At 71.8% G+C, this 20,821-nt stretch carries 21 protein-coding genes; 12 read left to right on the forward strand and 9 right to left on the reverse strand.

Translation table 11 applies throughout. The features are described from left to right. Positions 1-27 precede the first annotated feature (27 nt). Positions 28-1,797, reverse strand: a complete 1,770-nt coding sequence (aspS, locus tag RV983_RS19010; RefSeq protein WP_475986954.1) for an aspartate--tRNA ligase — start codon at positions 1,795-1,797, stop codon at positions 28-30. Between the two features lie 116 nt (positions 1,798-1,913). Between aspS and RV983_RS19015 the strand changes: the two genes are divergently transcribed. From RV983_RS19015 to RV983_RS19030, 4 genes are all read left to right on the forward strand, one after another. Continuing rightward, positions 1,914-2,666 (forward strand): ATP-binding protein, encoded by a 753-nt coding sequence (locus tag RV983_RS19015; RefSeq protein WP_475986955.1) that lies wholly within the window; start codon positions 1,914-1,916, stop codon positions 2,664-2,666. Between the two features lie 21 nt (positions 2,667-2,687). After that, positions 2,688-3,146 carry an SseB family protein gene (locus tag RV983_RS19020; protein WP_401588525.1) on the forward strand — a complete coding sequence of 153 codons (459 nt, stop codon included), beginning with the start codon at positions 2,688-2,690 and terminating at the stop codon, positions 3,144-3,146. A gap of 128 nt (positions 3,147-3,274) precedes the next feature. Next, positions 3,275-4,228, forward strand: coding sequence for a pirin family protein (locus RV983_RS19025; protein WP_475986956.1), 954 nt, complete (start codon positions 3,275-3,277; stop codon positions 4,226-4,228). A 235-nt stretch (positions 4,229-4,463) separates the two neighbouring features. After that, on the forward strand, positions 4,464-4,703 hold the full coding sequence (locus RV983_RS19030) for a DUF397 domain-containing protein (protein WP_475986957.1): 240 nt from the start codon (positions 4,464-4,466) through the stop codon (positions 4,701-4,703). A 13-nt stretch (positions 4,704-4,716) separates the two neighbouring features. Here the strand turns inward: RV983_RS19030 and RV983_RS19035 are convergent, their stop codons facing one another. Further along, positions 4,717-5,205, reverse strand: coding sequence for an ATP-binding protein (locus tag RV983_RS19035; RefSeq protein ID WP_475986958.1), 489 nt, complete (start codon positions 5,203-5,205; stop codon positions 4,717-4,719). A 193-nt stretch (positions 5,206-5,398) separates the two neighbouring features. Between RV983_RS19035 and RV983_RS19040 the strand changes: the two genes are divergently transcribed. Continuing rightward, entirely contained in the window at positions 5,399-6,268 is an 870-nt protein-coding gene (locus RV983_RS19040; RefSeq protein ID WP_475986959.1) for a helix-turn-helix domain-containing protein, read from the forward strand. A 144-nt stretch (positions 6,269-6,412) separates the two neighbouring features. Beyond that, positions 6,413-6,796 carry an STAS domain-containing protein gene (locus tag RV983_RS19045; protein ID WP_475986960.1) on the forward strand — a complete coding sequence of 128 codons (384 nt, stop codon included), beginning with the start codon at positions 6,413-6,415 and terminating at the stop codon, positions 6,794-6,796. On the opposite strand, the gene RV983_RS19050 is transcribed toward RV983_RS19045, so the two are convergent. Further along, on the reverse strand, positions 6,793-7,215 hold the full coding sequence (locus RV983_RS19050; protein WP_475986961.1) for a CBS domain-containing protein: 423 nt from the start codon (positions 7,213-7,215) through the stop codon (positions 6,793-6,795). The two genes, RV983_RS19045 and RV983_RS19050, sit on opposite strands and share 4 nt — an antisense overlap. A 122-nt stretch (positions 7,216-7,337) precedes the next feature. On the opposite strand from RV983_RS19050, the gene RV983_RS19055 reads away from it, so the two are divergent. Continuing rightward, positions 7,338-7,607 carry a DUF1876 domain-containing protein gene (locus RV983_RS19055; protein WP_475986962.1) on the forward strand — a complete coding sequence of 90 codons (270 nt, stop codon included), beginning with the start codon at positions 7,338-7,340 and terminating at the stop codon, positions 7,605-7,607. A gap of 17 nt (positions 7,608-7,624) precedes the next feature. Here the strand turns inward: RV983_RS19055 and RV983_RS19060 are convergent, their stop codons facing one another. Next, complete coding sequence (locus RV983_RS19060; RefSeq protein ID WP_475986963.1) at positions 7,625-8,809, reverse strand: magnesium and cobalt transport protein CorA; 1,185 nt, start codon at positions 8,807-8,809, stop codon at positions 7,625-7,627. Between the two features lie 194 nt (positions 8,810-9,003). Between RV983_RS19060 and RV983_RS19065 the strand changes: the two genes are divergently transcribed. From RV983_RS19065 to RV983_RS19075, 3 genes are all read left to right on the forward strand, one after another. Beyond that, entirely contained in the window at positions 9,004-9,270 is a 267-nt protein-coding gene (locus tag RV983_RS19065) for a chaplin (RefSeq protein WP_475986964.1), read from the forward strand. 392 nt (positions 9,271-9,662) lie between these two features. After that, on the forward strand, positions 9,663-12,185 hold the full coding sequence (locus tag RV983_RS19070; protein ID WP_475986965.1) for a SpoIIE family protein phosphatase: 2,523 nt from the start codon (positions 9,663-9,665) through the stop codon (positions 12,183-12,185). Between the two features lie 150 nt (positions 12,186-12,335). After that, entirely contained in the window at positions 12,336-13,982 is a 1,647-nt protein-coding gene (locus RV983_RS19075) for a glycosyl hydrolase family 18 protein (RefSeq protein ID WP_475986966.1), read from the forward strand. A gap of 57 nt (positions 13,983-14,039) precedes the next feature. On the opposite strand, the gene RV983_RS19080 is transcribed toward RV983_RS19075, so the two are convergent. Next, positions 14,040-15,566, reverse strand: a complete 1,527-nt coding sequence (locus RV983_RS19080) for a cellulose binding domain-containing protein (protein WP_475986967.1) — start codon at positions 15,564-15,566, stop codon at positions 14,040-14,042. Between the two features lie 441 nt (positions 15,567-16,007). Further along, entirely contained in the window at positions 16,008-17,240 is a 1,233-nt protein-coding gene (locus RV983_RS19085) for an MFS transporter (RefSeq protein WP_475986968.1), read from the reverse strand. A gap of 161 nt (positions 17,241-17,401) precedes the next feature. Here RV983_RS19085 and RV983_RS19090 point away from each other — a divergent pair, with 161 nt between their 5' ends. Then, entirely contained in the window at positions 17,402-18,172 is a 771-nt protein-coding gene (locus RV983_RS19090; protein ID WP_475986969.1) for a hypothetical protein, read from the forward strand. Between the two features lie 9 nt (positions 18,173-18,181). Here the strand turns inward: RV983_RS19090 and RV983_RS19095 are convergent, their stop codons facing one another. Then, positions 18,182-18,712 carry a YceI family protein gene (locus RV983_RS19095; protein ID WP_475986970.1) on the reverse strand — a complete coding sequence of 177 codons (531 nt, stop codon included), beginning with the start codon at positions 18,710-18,712 and terminating at the stop codon, positions 18,182-18,184. Between the two features lie 82 nt (positions 18,713-18,794). On the opposite strand from RV983_RS19095, the gene RV983_RS19100 reads away from it, so the two are divergent. Next, positions 18,795-19,304 (forward strand): MarR family winged helix-turn-helix transcriptional regulator, encoded by a 510-nt coding sequence (locus RV983_RS19100; RefSeq protein WP_475986971.1) that lies wholly within the window; start codon positions 18,795-18,797, stop codon positions 19,302-19,304. A gap of 3 nt (positions 19,305-19,307) precedes the next feature. Here RV983_RS19100 and RV983_RS19105 read toward each other — a convergent pair whose 3' ends face one another. Together RV983_RS19105 and cbiQ are read right to left on the reverse strand one after the other, a co-directional pair. Next, positions 19,308-20,069 (reverse strand): energy-coupling factor ABC transporter ATP-binding protein, encoded by a 762-nt coding sequence (locus tag RV983_RS19105; RefSeq protein WP_475986972.1) that lies wholly within the window; start codon positions 20,067-20,069, stop codon positions 19,308-19,310. After that, positions 20,057-20,818: a cobalt ECF transporter T component CbiQ gene (cbiQ, locus tag RV983_RS19110; RefSeq protein ID WP_475986973.1), complete on the reverse strand. Its 762-nt coding sequence runs from the start codon at positions 20,816-20,818 to the stop codon at positions 20,057-20,059. Before cbiQ ends, RV983_RS19105 begins: the two co-directional genes overlap by 13 nt. Positions 20,819-20,821 lie beyond the last annotated feature (3 nt).

The following is a 20,821-nucleotide window of genomic DNA, read 5'->3' on the forward strand; positions in this document are numbered from 1 at the left end:
CCTCGGCGTCACAGCGGGCTGGGGCCGTCAGGCCTTCTTCTCGGGCGGCAGCCGCAGCGCGAGGTGCAGCTCGCGCAGCCGCGCCTCGTCGACCTCGCTCGGGGCGCCCATGAGCAGGTCCTGGGCGTTCTGGTTGAGCGGGAAGGCGATCGTCTCGCGGATGTTGGGCTCGTCCGCGAGCAGCATGACCATGCGGTCGACGCCCGGGGCGATGCCGCCGTGCGGCGGGGCGCCGAAGTGGAAGGCGCGGAGCATGCCGCCGAACTCGTGCTCGACGGTCTCGCGGGTGTAGCCGGCGATCTCGAACGCCTTGTACATGACGTCCGGTTCGTGGTTCCGGATCGCGCCCGAGGAGAGCTCGACGCCGTTGCAGACGATGTCGTACTGCCACGCCAGGATGTCCAGCGGGTCCTTGGTCTCCAGCGCCTCCAGGCCGCCCTGCGGCATGGAGAACGGGTTGTGGGAGAACTCGATCTGACCGGTGTCCTCGTTCTTCTCGAACATCGGGAAGTCGACGATCCAGCAGAAGCGGAACACGTCCTCCTCGAACTGCCCGGCCCGCTTGGCGGCTTCGACGCGGACCGCACTCATGATCTTGGAGACCTCGTCGAACTCGCCGGCGCCGAAGAAGATCGCGTGGCCCGGCTTGGCGTCGACGGCGGCGAGCAGCGCCTTGACGTCGTCCTCGGTGAGGAACTTGGCGATCGGGCCGGTGAGGGCGAGGTCGTCGCCGACCCGCACCCAGGCCAGGCCCTTGGCGCCCTGCTCGACGGCGTAGTCGCCGAGGTTGTCGAAGAACTTGCGCGGCTGGTCGGCGGTGTCCGGCACCGGGAGGGCGCGGACGTGCTTGCCGGCGAAGGCCTTGAAGCCGGAGTCGGCGAAGAGGTCGGAGACGTCGACCAGTTCGAGCTTGGCGCGCAGGTCGGGCTTGTCGTTGCCGTACTTCACCAGCGACTCGCGGAACGGGATCCGCGGGAACGGCGAGGTGACGTGGCGGTCGCCGCCGAACTCCTGGAAGAGGTCGGTCATGACCTTCTCGATGACCGCGAAGACGTCCTCCTGCTCGACGAAGCTCATCTCGACGTCGAGCTGGTAGAACTCGCCGGGCGAGCGGTCGGCGCGGCTGTCCTCGTCGCGGAAGCAGGGCGCGATCTGGAAGTAGCGGTCGAAGCCCGCGATCATCAGCAGCTGCTTGAACTGCTGCGGGGCCTGCGGGAGCGCGTAGAACTTGCCGGCGTGCACGCGGGAGGGCACCAGGAAGTCGCGCGCGCCCTCGGGGGAGGTCGCGGACAGGATCGGGGTGGCCAGCTCGTTGAAGCCGAGCGCGGTCATCTCGCGGCGCAGGAAGCTGATGACCTGGGTGCGCAGCATGATGTTGCGGTGCATGCGGGCGCGGCGCAGGTCGAGGAAGCGGTTGGTGAGCCGCATCTCCTCGTTCGCGTTGTCCTCCGGGAAGACCGGGAAGGGCAGCTGGTCGGCGGCGCCCAGCACCTCGAGCTCGGTGACATCGACCTCGACCGCGCCGGTGGGCAGGTCGGGGTTGACGTTCTCCGCGGTACGGGCGAGCACACGGCCGTCGACGCGGAGCACGGACTCCTTGGACTGGTGGCTCAGGGCCTCGTACGCGGGCGAGCCCGGCCGGGCGACGAGCTGCACCACGCCGTAGTGGTCGCGGAGATCGACGAAGAGGATGCCGCCCAGATCCCGGCGATTGTGCAGCCATCCGCTGAGGCGCACTTCCGCGTCTACGTCGGTGGCGCGCAGCTCACCGCAGGTGTGGGACCGGTACCGATGCATCGTTCATCCAAGTCGTCTGATTGCGGGATGAGGCGCCCCCAGTCTACGGGCCCGCGCACCCACGACCCCATTCGTATCTAGGGGGCGAACAAAACTAAACCAGGACAATGCTGCCAATGCGCATCGAGGACGTGCTGTCCGCGCTCGGCACCGGTGTGTGGCGCTGGGACGGCACCACCGACGTGGTGGAACTCGACGCGGTCAGCGCCGGCCTGATGGGGCTGGCGCGCCGGCCGCAGAAGGTGCACTCGGGGACGGTCCGCGCCTGCTACGACGCCTCCGACTACGTGGACATGTCGGCGGCGGTGGCCCTGGCGAGTGCCGAGGGCACGCCTTCCGAGTCGTTTCTGCGGGTGGTCGGCCAGGACGGGAGCATCATCCGGACGGTGGCCATGCGGAGCTGCGGTGTCCACTGCGGCGCCGGCGGACAGCCGGGCGAGATGGCCGGCACCCTGCACGAGGAGCCCGCCGCCGGCGCGGCGGCGCCAGCGCCCGCCGACCGGCGGAGGGCCCGCGAGGCCTTTCTTCTGGACGCGGGCCGCGCGCTGGCCGAGGCCGACAGTACGCAGGAGGTGCTGCGGGTCGCCGCGCACCTGTCCATGCCCGGCTTCTCCCCGGACGGCCTGGCGGTCTTCGGTCTGCACGGCGACCATCTGTCGGTCATCGGGCACCACGGGCAGCAGCCCGGCGCCGAGACGCCCTTCGTGGAGATGCCGCACCTGCGCACGCCCGGGGAGATGGCCTCCTCCGGGCGCGGGCTGCTGCTCGTCCAGGGGCTGGCGGACGCGTGGGGTGTCGATCCGCTGGGCGACGGGAAGTCGATCTGGTTCGAGCTGTACGAGGCGCCCACAGCGCCCACAGCGGGCTAGCGGCCCGATACGCTTGCCCCCGTGTACGGCTACGACCAGAACGCGATGGCGGGTGCCGCGCCCCCGATGGGCGGGGCGCCCATGGGTGGTGCGCCGATGGGCGGGGGGTACCCCGAACCGTCGCCACCGTCGCTCGCGGACGCGGTGCGGGCGTTCACGACCGGCTCGATGTCGGCGGAGGACTTCCAGGCCGTCTTCGCCACCTCCAAGGTGTACTGCCCGCGCGGTGACAACCCGGGCTTCCTGGCGCTGCACGACACGCAGCAGCCGGTGATCCCGATGTTCTCCTCGCTCAAGCAGCTGCGCCGGTACGCGGGCAAGGAGTCCAAGTACTTCGTCATCACCGGTGCCGAGGTACTGGACCTGCTGCCGACCGGCTACGGCTTCGTGCTGGACATGGAGGGCGAGCACCGGATGGTGTTCGACGCCAAGGCCGTGGAGCAGATGGTGGAGTTCACGATGCGCCGGATGTACGGCTGACACCCGTCCGGCAGCCGGGCGGGTTGCCCCCGCGGGGGCAGTAACCGGACAAACACCCAGGGAATGCTTGCGGGAAGTTCAGGCTTCAACTATGTTGAACGTTGAACTAACCGAGGAGGATCCGGACCATGCCCGCAGTGACCGTCGAGAACCCGTTGACCCTGCCGCGTGTCACCGCTCCGGCGGGCGCGAACGCGCGTCGTGCGCTGCAGGTGGCGACCGCCCCCAGCGGCTTCGAAGGTGAGGGGTTCCCGGTCCGCCGGGCCTTCGCCGGGGTCGACTACAAGAACCTCGACCCGTTCATCATGATGGACCAGATGGGCGAGGTGGAGTACGCGCCGGGCGAGCCCAAGGGCACCCCCTGGCACCCGCACCGCGGCTTCGAGACCGTCACCTACATCATGGACGGCGCCTTCATCCACCAGGACTCGCACGGCGGCGGCGGCACCATCAGTGACGGTGACACGCAGTGGATGACGGCGGGCAGCGGTCTGCTGCACATCGAGACGCCGCCGGAGTCGCTGGTCATGAGCGGCGGTCTCTTCCACGGTCTGCAGCTGTGGGTGAACCTGCCGGCCAAGGACAAGATGCTCGCGCCGAAGTACCAGGACATCCGCGGCGGCAACGTCAAGCTGCTGGCCTCCGAGGACGGCGGCGCCCTCATCCGGATCATCGCCGGCGACATCGACGGCCACCAGGGCCCGGGCGCCACGCACACCCCGATCACCATGCTGCACGTCTCGGTGAACCCCGGTGCCCGGGTGACGCTGCCCTGGCGCGCGGACTTCAACGCCCTGGCGTACGGTCTGGCCGGCCGCGGTACCGCCGGCCCCGAGAACCGGCCCTTCCGGATGGGGCAGGCCGTGGTCTTCGGTCGCGGCGACTCGCTCACCATCGCCGCCGACGAGAGCCAGGAATCGCGCAGCCCCAACTTCGAGGTCGTGCTTCTCGGCGGGCTCCCGATCCGCGAGCCGATGATGCAGTACGGCCCGTTCGTGATGAACACGCACGCCGAACTCGCCCAGGCCTTCGAGGACTTCCAGGCCGGCCGGCTCGGCAGGATCCCCGCCGGTCAGGAGTGATCCGGCGCCGCCGCGGCGGCACTTCGCACAACGCGGCCCCGGCCGGGAATCCGATTCCCGTCCGGGGCCGTCGCATACGGTGGGGACAGTTCCGCGCGGCGGGTCGTTGCGGTCTTCGTTGGCCGATGCATTCACCGTGAGTGACCGCACGTGCACTTGCACGTGCAGATGCACGTGACTTCGATCTCTGGCTATCATCTCCCCTGTCCTGCACGGTACTTACCTGGAGAGAAGCATGCGCCACACGTACAACGGCATGGCCGCGTCCGATCTCTCCGGAGTGGTCTGGCAGAAGAGCCGGCACAGCAATGCCAACGGACAGTGCGTGGAACTGGCGGCACTGCCCGGTGGTGATGTGGCCGTCCGTAATTCGCGTTTTCCGGACGGACCGGCGCTGATATACACGAGGGAAGAGATCGAATCCCTCATCCTCGGTATGAAGGACGGGGAGTTCGATCACTTTGTGGCGAACTGACCGCAGGCACCACTTAAAGTGACGCCGCGTCGCCTTCCGGCTCCGGCAGCGTGAACAGCGCCCAGACGACCTTGCCCGCCCCGCTCAGCGGGTGCCAGCCCCAGGTCTCGCTGAAGGACTCCACCAGGTGGAGCCCCCGGCCGGATTCCGCCACGAAGTCCGGCGCCTTGGTGACGGGCCCATGACTGCTGGGGTCGCGGACCGCGCAGACTACGCGCGTTGACCATCGGACCAGGCTGAGCCGGACGCACCCGTCGGTGGCGTCCTGGGGGAGCGCATAGCGCAGCGCGTTGGTGACCAGTTCCGAGGCGACGAGTTCCATGCCGTCCTGGAGTGCGTCCAGATCCCACGCGCGCAGGATGGACCGGGTGAACCGGCGGGCGTCACCGACGGCCTCGTACCGCGGCGGAAGCGGGCAGGACGTGGCGCTCGACGACGCAAGACGCTCGGGGATCAGCCCATTCCATAAGGGCTGCAGTCCCGTCGAGCTATCGGTCCACATGCGCACCACCCGGTATCGGCACGTACGTCATCGTCCCGTACGGCCGCTGGACGATGCAAGGGGCGGATGCACGTGCATTTGCATGCTGCGGTACAGGTGGGACGGACGTGGCGATCGAGAGTGACCGATCGCGTACTCAATGCAGCGCAAAGGTGGCAGACTGCTGGATGCCACGGGGAGAAGGTAGGCGCACATGACCACAGTTCAGTCGGGAAGCGGATCGATGGTGCGCCGCATCCTTCTGGGCTCGCAGCTGCGCAGGCTGCGCGAATCCAAGGGCATCACCCGTGAGGCCGCCGGCTACTCCATCCGTGCGTCCGAGTCGAAGATCAGCCGGATGGAGCTCGGGCGCGTGAGCTTCAAGGAGCGCGACGTCGCCGATCTGCTCACCCTCTACGGGATCTCCGACGACGCCGAGCGCTCGACGCTGCTCGGTCTGGTCCGCGAGGCCAACGTCGCCGGCTGGTGGCACGGCTTCGGCGACGTCCTGCCGTCCTGGTTCCAGACCTACGTGGGCCTGGAGGAGTCGGCCTCGGTCATCCGCAGTTACGAGAGCCAGTTCGTGCACGGCCTGCTCCAGGCCGACGAGTACAGCCGCGCCGTCATCGAGCTGGGCCGCCCGGACGCCCCCGCCGAGGAGATCGAGCGCCGTCTGGACCTGCGCCACAAGCGGCAGAAGCTGCTCGCCGGCGAGAACGCCCCGCAGATCGTCGCGGTGATGGACGAGGCGGTGGTGCGGCGCGGCTTCGGTGGCGCCGAGGTGATGCGCGCCCAGGTGCGGCACCTCGTGGAGGTCTCCCAGCAGCCGAATGTCACGGTGCAGCTGTTGCCGCTGGAGTTCACCGGCTATTCGGCGGGCGCGAGCGGCACCTTCACACAGCTGACGTTCCCGGAATCCGATGTCTCCGATGTTGTCTATGTCGAGCAATTGACCGGTGCCATGTACATCGACAAGCGGGACGAAGTGGACCAGTACCACGTCGTCATGGAGAAGCTGTGCGCGGACAGCCTCTCGCCCGCCGCCACCCGGGACCGGCTTTACGACCTTCTCCGCACGATGTGACGGTGTCCTCGGCCCGCGGGCTGAGGACCGCATTCCGCTTCCCATGCGGGGCCGCATTTCACGGGTTTTCTCGTCGTTCACCCGATCGAGTGAAGCGGCTTTGACATGCCGGTCAGGTCATCGGCCCGGTGATCTCATGCTCCGGTGGACCGGTACCTGCGCACCTACGAACGCAACGGGTGCCTCGTGGTGGAGTTCCACGGGGAGATCGACGTCGAAGCGGCGATGACGATCACCCCGCTCCTCGACGATCTCACCCAGGCTCCCGGCCCGTCCCTGGTGATCGACCTGCGCCCGGTGCGCTTCATCGACTGCTCGGGGCTCTCGGTGCTCTGCCGGGCCCGCCGGCGCGTCCTGTCCCACGGCGGGACCGTCCAGCTCGTCTGCGACCGCCCCATGACGTTGCGCCTCCTGCGCGCGGCCGGGCTCATGACCGCCTTCCGGCCGGTCGCCGACCTCGACGCGGCGCTGGCCGACGGTCCTGAGGGACGGGGACCGCAGCCCCCGGTCCCTGGGTCCAGCGACTAGTCGGCGCAGATCGCCGTGACGAACTCGGCGACGCGTTCCTTCCCGAGATGGCGGGCGATGTCCGCCTCGCTGATCATGCCGATCAGCCGGTGCGCGGGGTGGTCGATCACCGGCAGCCTGCGGACCCTGGCCTCCTCCATCACCTCGAGGATCCGGTCCACCCCCTCGTCGCCCTCGACGATCTCCGGCCGTCCCTGGGCGAGTTCGCCGCAGGTCACCTCGGCCGGATCGCGTCCCTCCGCGACGCACTTCAGCACGATGTCCCGGTCGGTGACGATGCCGACCAGCACGTCGTCGTCCCCGCAGATCGGCAGGGCCCCGACGCACTGCTCGCTCATGATCCGGGCCGCGTCGGCCAGGTTCTCCCGCTCACCGATGCACATGGCGCCGGGGTGCATGATGTCCAGAGCCGTGGTCATGACGGCGCCTCCTCCATGGAGTGGATCGCCTCTTCCCAGCCTCCATCGTCACCCTGGTGGAGCAGTTCCGCGAGAGGGCGCACTCTGGAAGGGACACCCGGGGACCGCAGGAGGTGCACGTCATGCAGACCCTCGTCGGATGGCACATCGAGATGGACTTCCATGAGGAAGGGTCCAGGACCAAGGCCGCGGCACTGCTCCGCCTTCCGGACGGCACGGAGGTCAGGTCGCACGGCCACGCCAACCGGCATCCCGCCGACCCCTCCCAGGACCGGGTCGGCGAGGAACTCGCCGCCGCGCGGGCGCTCAACGACCTCGCCCGTCAGCTGCTGGGCAAGGCCGCGCACGAGATCGAGGAGGTCACGCACCTCTCGGCGCACCCGCGGATCTGACCGCCCGCCCACCGCCGTCAGAGCCAGCCGCGCCGCTTGAAGACCAGGTAGAGGCTGACGCAGACCACGCCCATCAGCACGATCGCGAAGGGGTAGCCGAGCAGCCAGTGCAGCTCGGGAATGTGGTCGAAGTTCATGCCGTAGATCGTGCCCACAAGAGTGGGCGCGAAGAGGATGGCTGCCCACGCGGAGATCTTCTTGATCTCCTCGTTCTGCTCGAAGCCCGCCTCCGCCAGCGCCCGCATCTCCGCGTTCTGCTGCTGGGCGACGAGCGTGGCGTTGAGCGTCAGCAGGTCGCCGAGCGCCTGGCGGAAGCCGTCGACGCGCTCGATGGTGTGGGTGACGTGGTCGGCGACATCGCGCAGGTAGCGCTGGAGCTCCTCGTCGGTGCCGTACTTCGCGAAGCCCGCCTGGAGACCCTCCAGCATGGGGGAGAGCGGCCGGGTCGCGCGCTGGAACTCCAGCACCTCCTGGGAGAGCTCGTAGATCCGGCGGGAGACTTGCGGGTCCCCGCCGAAGACCTGGATCTCGCTCTCCTCCATGTCCTTCTCGACGCCCGCCACGACCGGCGCGTAGCCGTCGACGACCGTGTCGAGCACCGCGTAGAGCACCGCCTCCGGGCCGAGCTTGAGCAGCTCGGGGTTGCTCTCCATACGGCGGCGCACCGCGGACAGGTCGGGCGCCGTACCGTGCCGTACGGTCAGCACGAAGCCGGGGCCGACGAAGATGTGCAGCTCCGCGAAGTCGACCTCTTCGGGCAGGTCCAGATAGCGCGCCGCACGCAGCACGACGAAAAGGGTGTCCCCGTACCGCTCCAGCTTGGGGCGCTGGTGGGCCTGGATGGCGTCCTCCAGCGCGAGCGGGTGCAGGTCGAACTCCTTGGCCAGCGACACCAGCTCGGCCTCGGTCGGCCGGAACAGCCCGATCCACGCCATCGCGCCCGGTTCGGCGCGCAGTTGCGCGTACGCCTCGGCGAGGGAGGACGGGGTCGCGATGCGGCGGCCGTCGCGGTAGAGGCCCGCGTCCATGACGCTGCTGACCGTCACGCCACCGGCGTCGGGCGACTCCGCCTCCGGGGGCCCGTGCTCCTCACCGGAGGGCGTCGGGGCCGGCGGGGCGGGACGGGCGTGCTTCGCCGTCCTCGCTCTCTCCTTCGCCGCGTTCCTCAGTGCGCGCAGGGTACGCAGGCGACGTCCTGACACCGGCAACACCCCCTCTCACGGGACACCTGTGCAGCCTAGGCCCTGCCTCCGCGGTTCCGTGCCCTGCCGTGCCGGGCGGCCGACCGCACGCCGGGGAGGGCCGAACGGGTGACGAGGTGCCCCGCGACGTATCGGCTTCCCGGGACGTCTCGTTGGACAGAGCCCATCCGTGATCACTGATTGGAACCACGCTCGTGAACCGTATCGCCAAGGCCGCCGCTCTCACCGCCGCTGCCAGTGCCGCCGTCGTCGGCAGCGCCGGTGGCGCCCTCGCCCTCGACGGCCACGGGCAGGGGGGCGGCTCTCACGCCCAGGGCAAGGCCATCGGCTCCCCCGGTGTCGTCAGCGGCAACGTCATCCAGGTTCCGGTGAACATCCCGGTCAACGTGTGCGGCAACTCCGTGAACCTCATCATCTCCCTGGTCAACCCGACCCTGGGCAACGTCTGCATCAACCGCTGAACCCGGCAGTCCGGCGCCGGATCCCCGGCGCCGGCCTGGCCGCGGACACCGGGGGCACGCGAAGTGCCCCCATTCGTCCGCACCCCCGCGGCGGCCTTCGGGCCGCCGTTCTGCATGTCGGGCCCCGCCCGGGCAGGCTCCGCACGCGGCGGGCGGCGACCGGGACCCGCGAGTAACCTGAGTCGCGGGGCCGCGACAGCCGATCTCCCAGAGACGTGGCGGACCTGCGTGCGAGCGCCGGATCCGACTCCGGCCCCTTCGACACCGGCCCGTTCCTTCCCGCCCTTCCCGTCCCGTGACTCCGCGATCCCGTGTCCTGTGGGCGGCCCTCGCCGAGTGGGAAGAACGGTGGACGGAGCGTAACGTTGCGGGCGGATACGGAGTGGCTGGCCATGGGGACACCCGAGGAACACACGGTCACCGGCGTGGCGGATGCCGTCACGCTGGTGCTCGATGCCCGGGGCCTCGTACTGGGCTGGCCGCCGGCGGCGCGGCGGCTGCTCGGGCTCGCCGACGACGAGGTCGTCGGCCGGCCCGCGCAGGACCTGCTGGCCCCGCAGGACACGTCGCGGCTCCCGGAGATCCGGGCCCGCTGCCGGTCCGAGGGCGGCTGGACCGGGGCGCTGCGGTTGCTCCACGCCGACGGCTCCGTGCGGACGCTGGGCGTGCGGGTGGCCGCCCTGCCCGCCGAAGCCACCGGCTCCCGGGCCCGCTGGCTGGTCCTGGCCGCAGAGTCCTCGCACACGGCGCGCTCGGCCGCCTCGGGGCTGACCACGACGATGCTGGAGCGGATCGTGGGCCAGACGCCGATCGGGCTGGCCGTGGTCGACACCGAACTGCGGTGCGTGTGGTCGAACGCGGCGCTGGAGCGGTTCGGCGCTGGACCCGGCCAGGAGCGGATCGGGCGCCGGCTGGCGGAGATCCAGCCCGGTCTGAACGCCACGGTCCTGGAGGCACAGATGCGCCAGGTCCTGGAGACCGGTGTGCCGGTGATCGACTACGAGCACGTCGGCCGCTTTCGTACCGCCCCGCGCCGGGAGCAGGCGCACTCGATGTCCTTCGTCCGGCTGGAGGACGAGCGCGGTGTCCCGGTCGGGGTCTGCTATTCCGTGATCGACATCAGCGACCGCTGGCGGGCCCGCCAGCGGCTGTCCCTGCTGGACCGCGCGAGTGAGCAGATCGGCCGCACGCTGGACGTCATGCACACCGCGCAGGACCTGGCCGACGTGGTGGTGCCGGATCTGGCCGACTACGTGACCGTGGAACTGCTGGAGTCGGTCATCAAGGGTGCCGAGCCGCAGCCGGGCCCGATCGACGACCCGCTCGGCACGACGCTGCGCCGCGCGGGCATGCGGGCCGCACGACAGGGCGAGCCGGAACCGGCTTTCGGCTTCGGGGCGGTCACCGCCTACACGCCCGACTCACCGCCGATCCGGGCGCTGACCGACGGCCGGTCGTGGTTCACGCCCCGGCTGGACCCGCTGAGTTTCGAGTGGTCCGCGGGCGTGCCCGGGGGACGGACGCAGCGCTTCGGCGAACTCGGCCTGCACACCGCCATGGTGGTGCCGATCCGCGCCCGGGGGGTCACCCTCGGCGTGACCCTGTTCTTCCGGGTCCGCAGGGCCGAGCCCTTCGACGCGGAGGACCTGCGGCTGGCCGAGGAGGTGATGGCGCGCGCCGCCGTGTGCGTCGACAACGCCCGCCGCTACACGCGGGAACGGGACGCCGCGCTGGTGCTCCAGCGCAGTCTGCTGCCGCATGTCTTCCCCCCGCAGGACGCCGTGGACGTGGCCACCTACTACCGTCCGGCCGACGAGCTGTCGGGGGTGGGCGGGGACTGGTTCGACGTCGTGCCGCTGTCCGGGGCGCGGGTCGCCCTGGTGGTGGGCGAGGTGGTGGGCCACGGTATCGACGCGGCCGCGACCATGGGGCAGTTGCGCACGGCGGTGCGGACGCTGGCCGATCTCGACCTGCCGCCCGAGGAGCTGATGGCGCACCTGGACGACCTGGTGGTGCAGGTGGCCAGGGAGCAGCGGGACGCCCTGCCGTCGGGCGTCGACGGCGGGGTGCTCGGGTCGAGCTGCCTGTACGTGACGTACGACCCGGTGAGCCGGCAGTGCGTGATGGCCAGCGCCGGGCATCTGCCGCCCGCGGTGCTGTCGCCGGGACGGGACGCGGTGTGCTTTCCGGACGTGCCGATCGGGCCCTCGCTCGGGCTGGGCGGACTCCCCTTCGAGGCGACCGAGTTGACGCTCGAGGAGGGCAGCGTGCTGGCCCTCTACACCGACGGCCTGCTCGCCTCCCCGGGCAACCCGAACGCCATGATCCTGCAGGACACCGGGCGCGACCGGCTGCGTGCGGCCCTGGAGGGCGGCGACCTCCCGCTGGACGGCCTGTGCCGCAGCGTGGTCGACGAACTCGCCCCGGCGCGGCCGACGGACGACGTGGCGCTGCTGCTCGCCAGGACGCACAGCCTCGACACGGGCCGCGTCGCCTCCTGGGAGCTGGCCACCGATCCCGCGGTGGTCGGCCGGGCCCGTGAGATGTCCACCCGGCAGCTCGACGTGTGGGGGCTGCCGGGCCTCGTGTTCACCACCGAGCTCGTGGTGAGCGAACTGGTCACCAACGCCATCCGGCACGCCTCCGGTCCCATCCGGCTGCGGCTGATCCTGGAACGGGCGCTGATCTGCGAGGTCTCGGACGCCAGCAGCACCTCGCCGCATCTGCGGCATCCCCGCACCCTGGACGAGGGCGGCCGGGGGCTCTTCCTGATCTCGCAGTTCGCCCAGCGCTGGGGTACCCGCTACACGGGCGAGGGGAAGATCATCTGGGCGGAGCAGTTCCTGGACGGCCAGGACCCGGGCGCCGGTGCCGGCATGGATCCGGGCGGGATCCCGGTGCGCGAACGGGTCTGACGTATCCCGTTTCCGATGGTCCAGACCTCTTGACCGGCTGGTCCAGACCTTTCTACGCTCTGCGAGTGAACTGTGGTGGGCATGACATCGCGTCAACGGCCCGCCAGGCGGCAAGGTTTCCCCGTCGGCCCCCCACTCGAGGAGTACCCCTTGAGCACTGGAGACACCCCACGCACCTCACGGACCAGACGCCTCAGGGCCTCGGCGGTAGCGGGCTTCACCGCGCTGCTGCTGCCCGTCGCGGCACTCGTCGGTCTGGCCACCCCGGCGCACGCCGCGGGCACCACCGCCACGTACACCAAGACCCAGGACTGGGGAACGGGGTTCGAGGGCAAGTGGACGATCACCAACAGCGGTACCACCGGCATCAGTAGCTGGACCGTCGAGTGGGACTACCCCGCCGGCACCTCCGTGACGTCGGCGTGGGACGCCGACGTCACCAGCTCCGGCACCCACTGGACCGCGAAGAACAAGAGCTGGAACGGCACCCTGGCCCCGGGTGCCAGCGTCAGCTTCGGCTTCAACGGCGCGGGCAGCGGCAGCCCCAGCGGCTGCAAGCTCAACGGCGGCTCCTGCACCGGCGGCGGTGGCGGCGACCCGACCCCGACGCCCACGCCCACGCCCACACCGACCCCCACCCCGACCCCGACCCCGACGCCGACCCCCACCGGTCCGGCGGGCAACAAGATCCGTCTGGGCTACTTCGCCGAGTGGGGCGTCTACGGCCGCAACTACCACGTCAAGAACCTGGTGACCTCCGGCACGGCGAGCAAGCTGACCCACATCAACTACGCCTTCGGCAACGTCACCAACGGCCAGTGCGCCATCGGCGACTCCTACGCCGACTACGACAAGGCCTACACCGCGGACCAGAGCGTCGACGGCGTCGCCGACACCTGGGACACCGGCGCGCTGCGCGGCAGCTTCAACCAGCTGCGCAAGCTGAAGAAGCAGTACCCGAACATCAAGATCCTGTGGTCGTTCGGCGGCTGGACCTGGTCCGGCGGCTTCGCCCAGGCGGCCGCAAACCCGACCGCCTTCGCCAACTCCTGCTACAGCCTGGTCGAGGACCCGCGCTGGGCCGATGTCTTCGACGGCATCGACATCGACTGGGAGTACCCCAACGCCTGCGGTCTGTCCTGTGACACCAGCGGGGCCTCGTCCTTCAAGACCCTGATGTCCGCGCTGCGGACCAAATTCGGCTCCGGCAACCTGGTCACCGCGGCCATCACCGCCGACGGCACCAACGGCGGCAAGATCGACGCGGCCGACTACGCGGGCGCCGCGAGTTACGTCAACTACTACAACGTGATGACGTACGACTACTTCGGCTCCTTCGACGCGGACGGCCCGACCGCCCCGCACTCACCGCTCACCTCCTACAGCGGCATCCCGATCGCCGGGTTCTACTCCGACGCGGCGATCCAGAAGCTGAAGAGCAAGGGCATCCCGTCGAACAAGCTCAACCTGGGCATCGGTTTCTACGGGCGCGGCTGGACCGGCGTCACGCAGGACGCGCCGGGCGGTTCGGCGACCGGCGCCGCGCCGGGCACGTACGAGGCGGGCAACGAGGACTACAAGGTCCTCAAGAACACCTGCCCGGCCACCGGGACCGTCGCGGGCACCGCGTACGCCCACTGCGGCAGCAACTGGTGGAGCTACGACACCCCGGCGACCATCGCGGGCAAGATGGCCTACGTGAAGAACCAGGGCCTCGGCGGCGCGTTCTTCTGGGAGTTCAGCGGCGACACCAGCAACGGTGAGCTGGTCACCGCGATCAACAACGGCCTGAGCTAGTCCGGCCGGAGCGAGGCCGGGGAGGCGGTCCTGCCGCCTTCCCGGCCTTCTCCGTGCTCAGGCCGTGCAGCGGGAGCCGTCGAGGGAGAAGGACGGGGGCACGGCGTTGCCTGCGTACCGGGCGCCGATGAAGCCGAAGGTGGCCGAACCGCCCATGGCCGGCGTGCGGTTCCAGCCCTTCCCGCGGACGGTGACCGAGGCGCCCGACTGCGTGAAGTCCGCGTCCCACATCTGCGTCACGCGCTGTCCGTCGGGGAACGCCCAGTCCAACCGCCAGTCCGACACCGGCGTGCGGGTCGTGACGGTCACCGCCGCCTGGAAGCCGCTGTTCCACTGGTCGACCAGGGTGTACGTGACGGAACAGGTCGCCGCGGGGGCGGAGGACGAGCGGTGCGCGGGCCGCGCCGGCGGGGCGTCGTCCGCCGCGCGGCGGTCCGGCGCGGCGGGGATCGTGTGCTCCGCGGCGGACGGCTCGGCGTCGCCGGGGAAGGACCCCGTGTCGGAGGAGCCGGAGGGGTCCTGCGTCCCGCCGGGTGCGGGGACGCCGGTCGTGGCGGGTCCGGGCAGCGGGGACAGTCCGTGGTCGGTGCCGCCCTGCGCGGTGGGCGCGGCGGACGCGGCCCGCGGCGCGGAGTCGTCGGCGGTCACCAGGACGGTCAGCCCGACCACGGCCGCCAGCAGGCAGGCGGCGGCCACGACGGCCACCCGGCCGCCGGGCACGCGGACCGGTGTCGCCGATCGAGCCCGAGATGGCCAAGGGCTCGATCCTCGCCGCCCGCGGACCCGCCCGGCCGGGCGCCGGATCCGGCGCGGTGGCCTGCGGTCGGCGCGCGGTAACGGCGGCTGGGTCCCGCCTGCGCGGGCCGCCTGCCGACGGGCCTCCAGATACGGCTGGCCGGCCCAGCCCAGCACGCCCTCGGCGAGCGCCTGCGCCAGGCCGTCGCCGTGCGGGGCCAGGCAGACCATCGCCTTCGTGCACTCCGGGCACCGGTCGAGGTGCCGGCGCACGTCCTCCGGCACGGCCTCCAGCGGTGTGCGCGTCGCCGCTTCCAGCAGCCCGGCGTAACCGGCGCACTCGGGCGTCGGGGGCTCGGCCGTGTGCGCGCGCAGACAGCGCTCGCGGAAGATCTCGCGCGCGTGGCCGGCCTGCTGGGGGACGGCCGGCGGACGGGACTCCACCTTCGCGTACCAGAGCGTCTCCGCGGCCCGCTCCGGCATCGCCCGCAGTCCGCGCAACGCGAGGGGTTCGGGGCGCCGCGCTCCGGTGCGGGCCCGGCGGGCGGCGCGCTCGGCGTTCAGCCAGATCCGCAACTCGGGCTGCAGGCTGTCGCCGTCGCCTGTGGCCGCCCAGTGCGCGGTGGTGTCCCGGACGGCCGTCAGCAGGAACGGCAGGCACGGCAGTCCCGCGCCACCGGCGCCGGGTGCGTACGGCTCCTTGGCCGCCGCCAGTCCGCGGTCGAACGCGTCGGCGGCCAGCCGGCCGCCGGCCTCGGGGGTGAGGGTGCACAACTGCGCGAAGCAGAGCACTTCCCCCCAGTACTCGGACAGCAGGACGGCCTCGGGGGCCAGGGCTGTGGGAGTCATGAAGTGGGGGACCACCCTTCGGCGTCGGGGAGGCTGCGCCTTTGTGGTGCGCGGAGCCTTTCACGCTTCCTGCACAAGTCGCAAGGCGCGATGTCCTTTGCACGGAAGGGGTGTTGGTGCGGTTTCGGTGTGATCTGCGACGTCCCTTTGTGTGCGGAACGGACCGTCGGGCGACCTGGGTGCGGCGGCGGCTCGCGGCAGGGCGGCGCGGACGACCCGGAGGGGCAGGACCGCGGCCACGGCGTCGGAGCGGACCGGTACAGGTCGGGTGGCGGCGCGACTTGCCGCGGGGTGGGCTTCTGGCCTTGCCGTCACGCTGCTTGGTCGGTGGGGGTGCCGGTTGTCTGCGGCAGGGCGGCAGGGCGGCGGGACGGCAGGGGTTAGGGGCGCGGCCACGGCGCCGGGTGGCCGGACGGCGCCGGTGGGCTTCGGGTCCTGTCGTCACGCGACCTGGTCGGTGGTGGCTCGCGGCAGGGCGGCACGGATGGCCGGGAGGGTCAGGACCGCGGTCACCGCGGCGAGTTGCCAGACGGCGCCGAAGCCGAGGACGCCGGAGGCGCCCAGGAGTACCGACAGCGGCCCGGCGGCGGCGAGGCCGACCGGCCCCAGGGCGAACGCGCCGAAGGCGCCGTACGCGCTGACCCGGGCGATGGCGCCGGGCGGCACCTGGGACTGGGTGACGGTCGCGTAGAGGGTGCCGCAGACGGACGAGCCCACGCCCGCGGCGAGCGCCCCGGCGCAGACCCACGGCAGCGGCCACCCGCTCGCGAGGGCGGCCGAGGGCAGGGCCCAGCCCACGGTGGCGGCCGTGGCGACGAACAGCGGCCGGCGCGGCCGGCGGCCCAGCATGGCCGCGCCGCCGGCGACCGCGCCCGCCCCGTACAGCGCCATGACCAGGCCCCACGAGGTCGCCCCGCCGAGCCGGCGCTGGGCGACGAGGGGGCCGAGGACCAGGAACGGCGCCCACACCAGGAGGTTGAACAGGCAGACGTGCAGGGAGGTGACCCACAGCCAGGTCCGGGAGCGGAACTCCGACCAGCCCTCCCGCAGGTCGGTGAGGAAGGACGTCGCGGGGCCCGCGGGCGCGGACGTCCGGGGCAGCAGGAGCAGCGCCGCGACGCTGACGCCGTAACTGGCGGCGTCCACCGCGAACACCGCCGCCGCGCCCGCGGTCGCGGTCAGTACGCCGGCGAGCGCGGGCCCGGCGACCGACGCCGCCGAACGCGCCACCCCCAGCAGCGCGTTGCCGTCCGTCAGCGCGTCACCCCGCACGATGCGCGGGACGAGCGCGTCGAGCGCCGGGGTGAACAGTGCTTCGGCGGCGCCCCAGACCATGACCAGCGCCATCAGCGTCCCCAGATGCGGTGCGCCGCCCAGCAGGGCCAGCGCCAGGCCGGCCTGGGTGAGGCAGCGTGTGACGTCGGCGGTGAGCATCACCCGCCGGCTGCCCCAGCGGTCGCTGAGGACGCCGCCCGCGAGGAGCACCAGGACCAGCGGCAGGATCCGGGCGGTGAGGACGAGGCCGAGTTCGGTGCCGTCGCCCCCGTTCTCCAGGACGGCGAACGCCAGCGCGACCGACGCCATCGAGGATCCGAGCAGGGAGGTGGCGTAGCCGGTGAAGAAGCGGCGGAAGTCGCGTTCCCGCAGCACAGCGGGGCGGAGGTCGAAGGGCATGGGCGCAGCGTGCAAGGGCCGCCCGCCGACACGCCAGGCTCGCGGTCGAAATTATTGAGTCGGGTCGAATCAACTTATGCTGAATGACGTCACGGACCGCAGGCTATTTACTGCGGTCGAAGGGCCGCGATGGCCACCATGACGGGTCGACGGGGGTGGGCATGAGCCGTCCGGTGGAGTACGCCGTCGCCGTCGACCGCTATCTCTCCGCCACGGGCCTGAGCGCCGGCTCCCGCCGGGTCTACCGGATCGCCCTGGCCACTTGGACGTGGGGCCTGGTCGGGCGCGCCGCTCCCCTGGGGCGGGGGCGCCGCAACGCCTCGCCGCCCGCCGTCCCGTTGACGCTGCTGGACACACCGCGGGCGGCGCAGCGGTTGCGCGCGGCCTTCGCCGCACGCTCCGCCGCGGTCGGCGTCCGTACGGCCAACCGCGAACTGTCCGTCCTCGCCGCCGCCGTGGGCTGGTGGCGGGAGCAGGGCTGGCTGACGTGCGACCCGCTCGACGGTCTGCGGGCGCTGCCCCTGCCGGCGCCGCGCGACGCGGCGGGCGGTCCCGGTGCGGACCGCGCGGGGGCGGTGCTCCGTCTGCCGGCCCCGCTGCGCGAACAGGCCCTGTGGCATCTGCTCCACGACACCGGGGCACCCATCGAGCGGGTCCTCGCGCTGGACGTCGACGACCTGGACCTGCCCGGCCGCCGCACCCGCGAGCGCGTCGGCGTCACGCCGCTGCGCTGGGGTGGGGCGACGGGCCGGCTGCTCGCGCTGCTGACGCTCGGGCGCGTCGGCGGACCGGTGTTCCGCACCGGCCGCGGCCGGCTGTCCTACCGCCGCGCGGCCGAGGTCTTCACCGCAGCCACGCGCCCGCTCGACCCGGGCGGGCGCGGGTGGACGCTGCGGGAACTGCGGGCACTGCGGGGCCCGGGGCGGCGGTGACCCGAGGCGTCAGCCGCCCTGGGTGAAGCGGGCCGTCACCGAGATCGTCGCGGGGCCCTTGATCATGCCGAGCCGGTTCCAGGTGAGGCCGAAGTCCGCCCGGTCGACGACGGCTTCGACGGTGAGCACGACCGCGTCGGGGGCGGCGGTGTCGGTCCGGCCGGTCAGGGCGAGCGGGCGCGTGGTGCCGCGGACGGTCAGTTCGCCGTCGACCGCGAGTGCGCCGTCCGCGCCGGCGGTGACCCGGCGGGCGGTGAAGACGATCGCCGGGTGGGCCGCGGCGTCGAAGAGCTCGGCGGACTTCAGATGGGTGTCGCGCTGGGAGTTGCCGGTGTCGAGAGAGGCGGCCTCGACGGTGAGTGTGCCGTGCGCGGCGCCGTCGGGGGCGAGTTCGCCGGTCCCTGAGACGGTGGCGAAGGCGCCCTTGACGGTGGCCGCGCCCCACATCGTCTTGTGGGTGAGCCGGACCGAGGAGCCCGCGGGGTCGAGGATCCACGTGCCCGTGCGCAGGCCGGCGGGGGTGGTGGACGAGTCGGTCATCGGGAACCGCATCCTTTGATGGCTAGCCAGATATTAAGTAGCTGGTTAGACGATAGCTGGCGTTGGTACCCTGGGCAATGTGATGACGGAGATCCACACGGGGACGGACGGCGGCGCCGGCTGCCCCGGCGCCGCGGACCTGGAACTGCTCGCACGGTGGGACGCGTTGCAGTCGGGCTTCCGTCGCGTCACCGACCAGTTGCTGGCGGACGTGGAGGCGCGCTCGGGGCTGGCCCCGTCCTCGTTCCAGGCGTTGTGGTTCCTCATGACCACGCCGGAGCGCTCCGCGCCGATGTACCAGCTCGCGGGCACGCTCGGATTCACGACGGCGGGCACCACCAAGGTCGCCGACCGCCTCACGGAGGCCGGCCTCATCGAGCGCCGTCCCTGCCGGAGCGACCGGCGTGTCACGCTGGCGGCGCTGACCGAACGCGGGCTGGAGGTGGCGGTGACGGCCGCCCGTACGCTCGCCGACGCGCTGCGGGAACGTGTCGTCGCCCCTCTCGGCGGCACGGAGCGCTTCGCGGCGCTCGCGGACGCGGTCGTCGCCGTCGACCCGGAGCAGGCCGGCCGCCCTCCGTGCGGGTCCTGAACGTCAGAGGTCGACCGCGACCGAGCGCGGGTCGAAACCGAAGGGCAGTTCCAGGCGGTGGCGGCGCATCAAGGCGTCGTCGGACAGCAGCTCCTGCGTGCGGCCGTCCGCCGCGATGACACCGCCGCTGAGGACCACCGCGCGGGAGCAGAGTTCCAGGGCGTAGGGCAGGTCGTGCGTGACCATCAGCACCGTGACGTCCAGCGACCGCAGGATGTCCGCGAGTTCGCGGCGCGACGCCGGGTCCAGGTTGGAGGAGGGCTCGTCGAGGACGAGGATCTCCGGCTCCATGGCGAGCACGGTGGCCACCGCGACCCGGCGCCGCTGGCCGAAGGACAGATGGTGCGGCGGCCGGTCGGCGAACTCCGCCATGCCGACCCGCTCCAGCGCCCCGCGGACGCAGGACTCCAGCTCGGGCCCGCGCATCCCGGCCGCGGCCGGGCCGAAGGCGACGTCCTCGCGGACGGTCGGCATGAACAGCTGGTCGTCCGGGTCCTGGAAGACGATGCCGACCCGGTGGCGGATCTCCGCGAGGTGCCTCCGGTCGCCGACCGGCAGGCCCGCGACGGTGACCGTGCCCGCGCCCGCCTCCAGGATGCCGTTGAGGTGCAGTACGAGGGTGGTCTTGCCGGCGCCGTTGGGCCCGAGCAGCGCGACCCGCTCGCCGCGGCCGATGGTCAGGTCCACGCCGAACAGCGCCTGGTGGCCGTCGGGGTAGGCGTAGGCGAGGCCCTTGACCTCGAGTGAGGGTGTCAAGCGAACCATCCCGTCAGACAGACCAGCAGGGCGGCGGCCGGGAGCGCGGCAGCGTACGACCACTGCGTGCGGGACGCCGTGACGTCGTCGATCACCGGCATGCTGCCGGCGTAGCCGCGGCTGACCATGGCCAGATGGACACGCTCGCCGCGCTCGTAGGAGCGGATGAACAGGGCGCCCGCGGACTTGGCGAGGATGCCCCAGTGCCGCGGGCCGCGGGCCTCGAAACCGCGTGAGGCGCGGGCGACGCGCATGCGGCGCATCTCGCCGGTGATGACGTCGCCGTAGCGGATCATGAAGGAGGCGATCTGCACCAGCAGCGCGGGCAGCCGCAACCGCTGGAGGCCGAGCAGGAGTTCGCGCAATTCCGTGGTGGAGGCCAGCAGCACCGAGGCGGCGACGCCGAGGGTGCCCTTGGCGAGGATGTTCCAGGCGCCCCACAGGCCGTTCACGCTCACGGACAGCCCGAGCACCTCGGTGTGCGGGCCCTCGGCGACGAACGGCATCAGAACGGCGAAGGCGACGAACGGCACCTCGATCAGCAGCCGCCGCAGCAGGAAGCCCGCCGGGACGCGGGCCACCGCCGCCACCGCGGCCAGGAGCACCGCGTACAGCGCGAAGGCCCAGACCGCGGTGCGCGGTGTGGACACGACGACGAGGACGAAGCAGAAGACCGCGGCGATCTTGCACTGCGGGGGCAGCGCGTGCACCGGCGAGTGCCCGTGCCGGTAGAGCCGGTGTGCGTGCCCCGCGCCCATCCG

It is taken from the genome of Streptomyces sp. RLA123 (assembly GCF_056270165.1).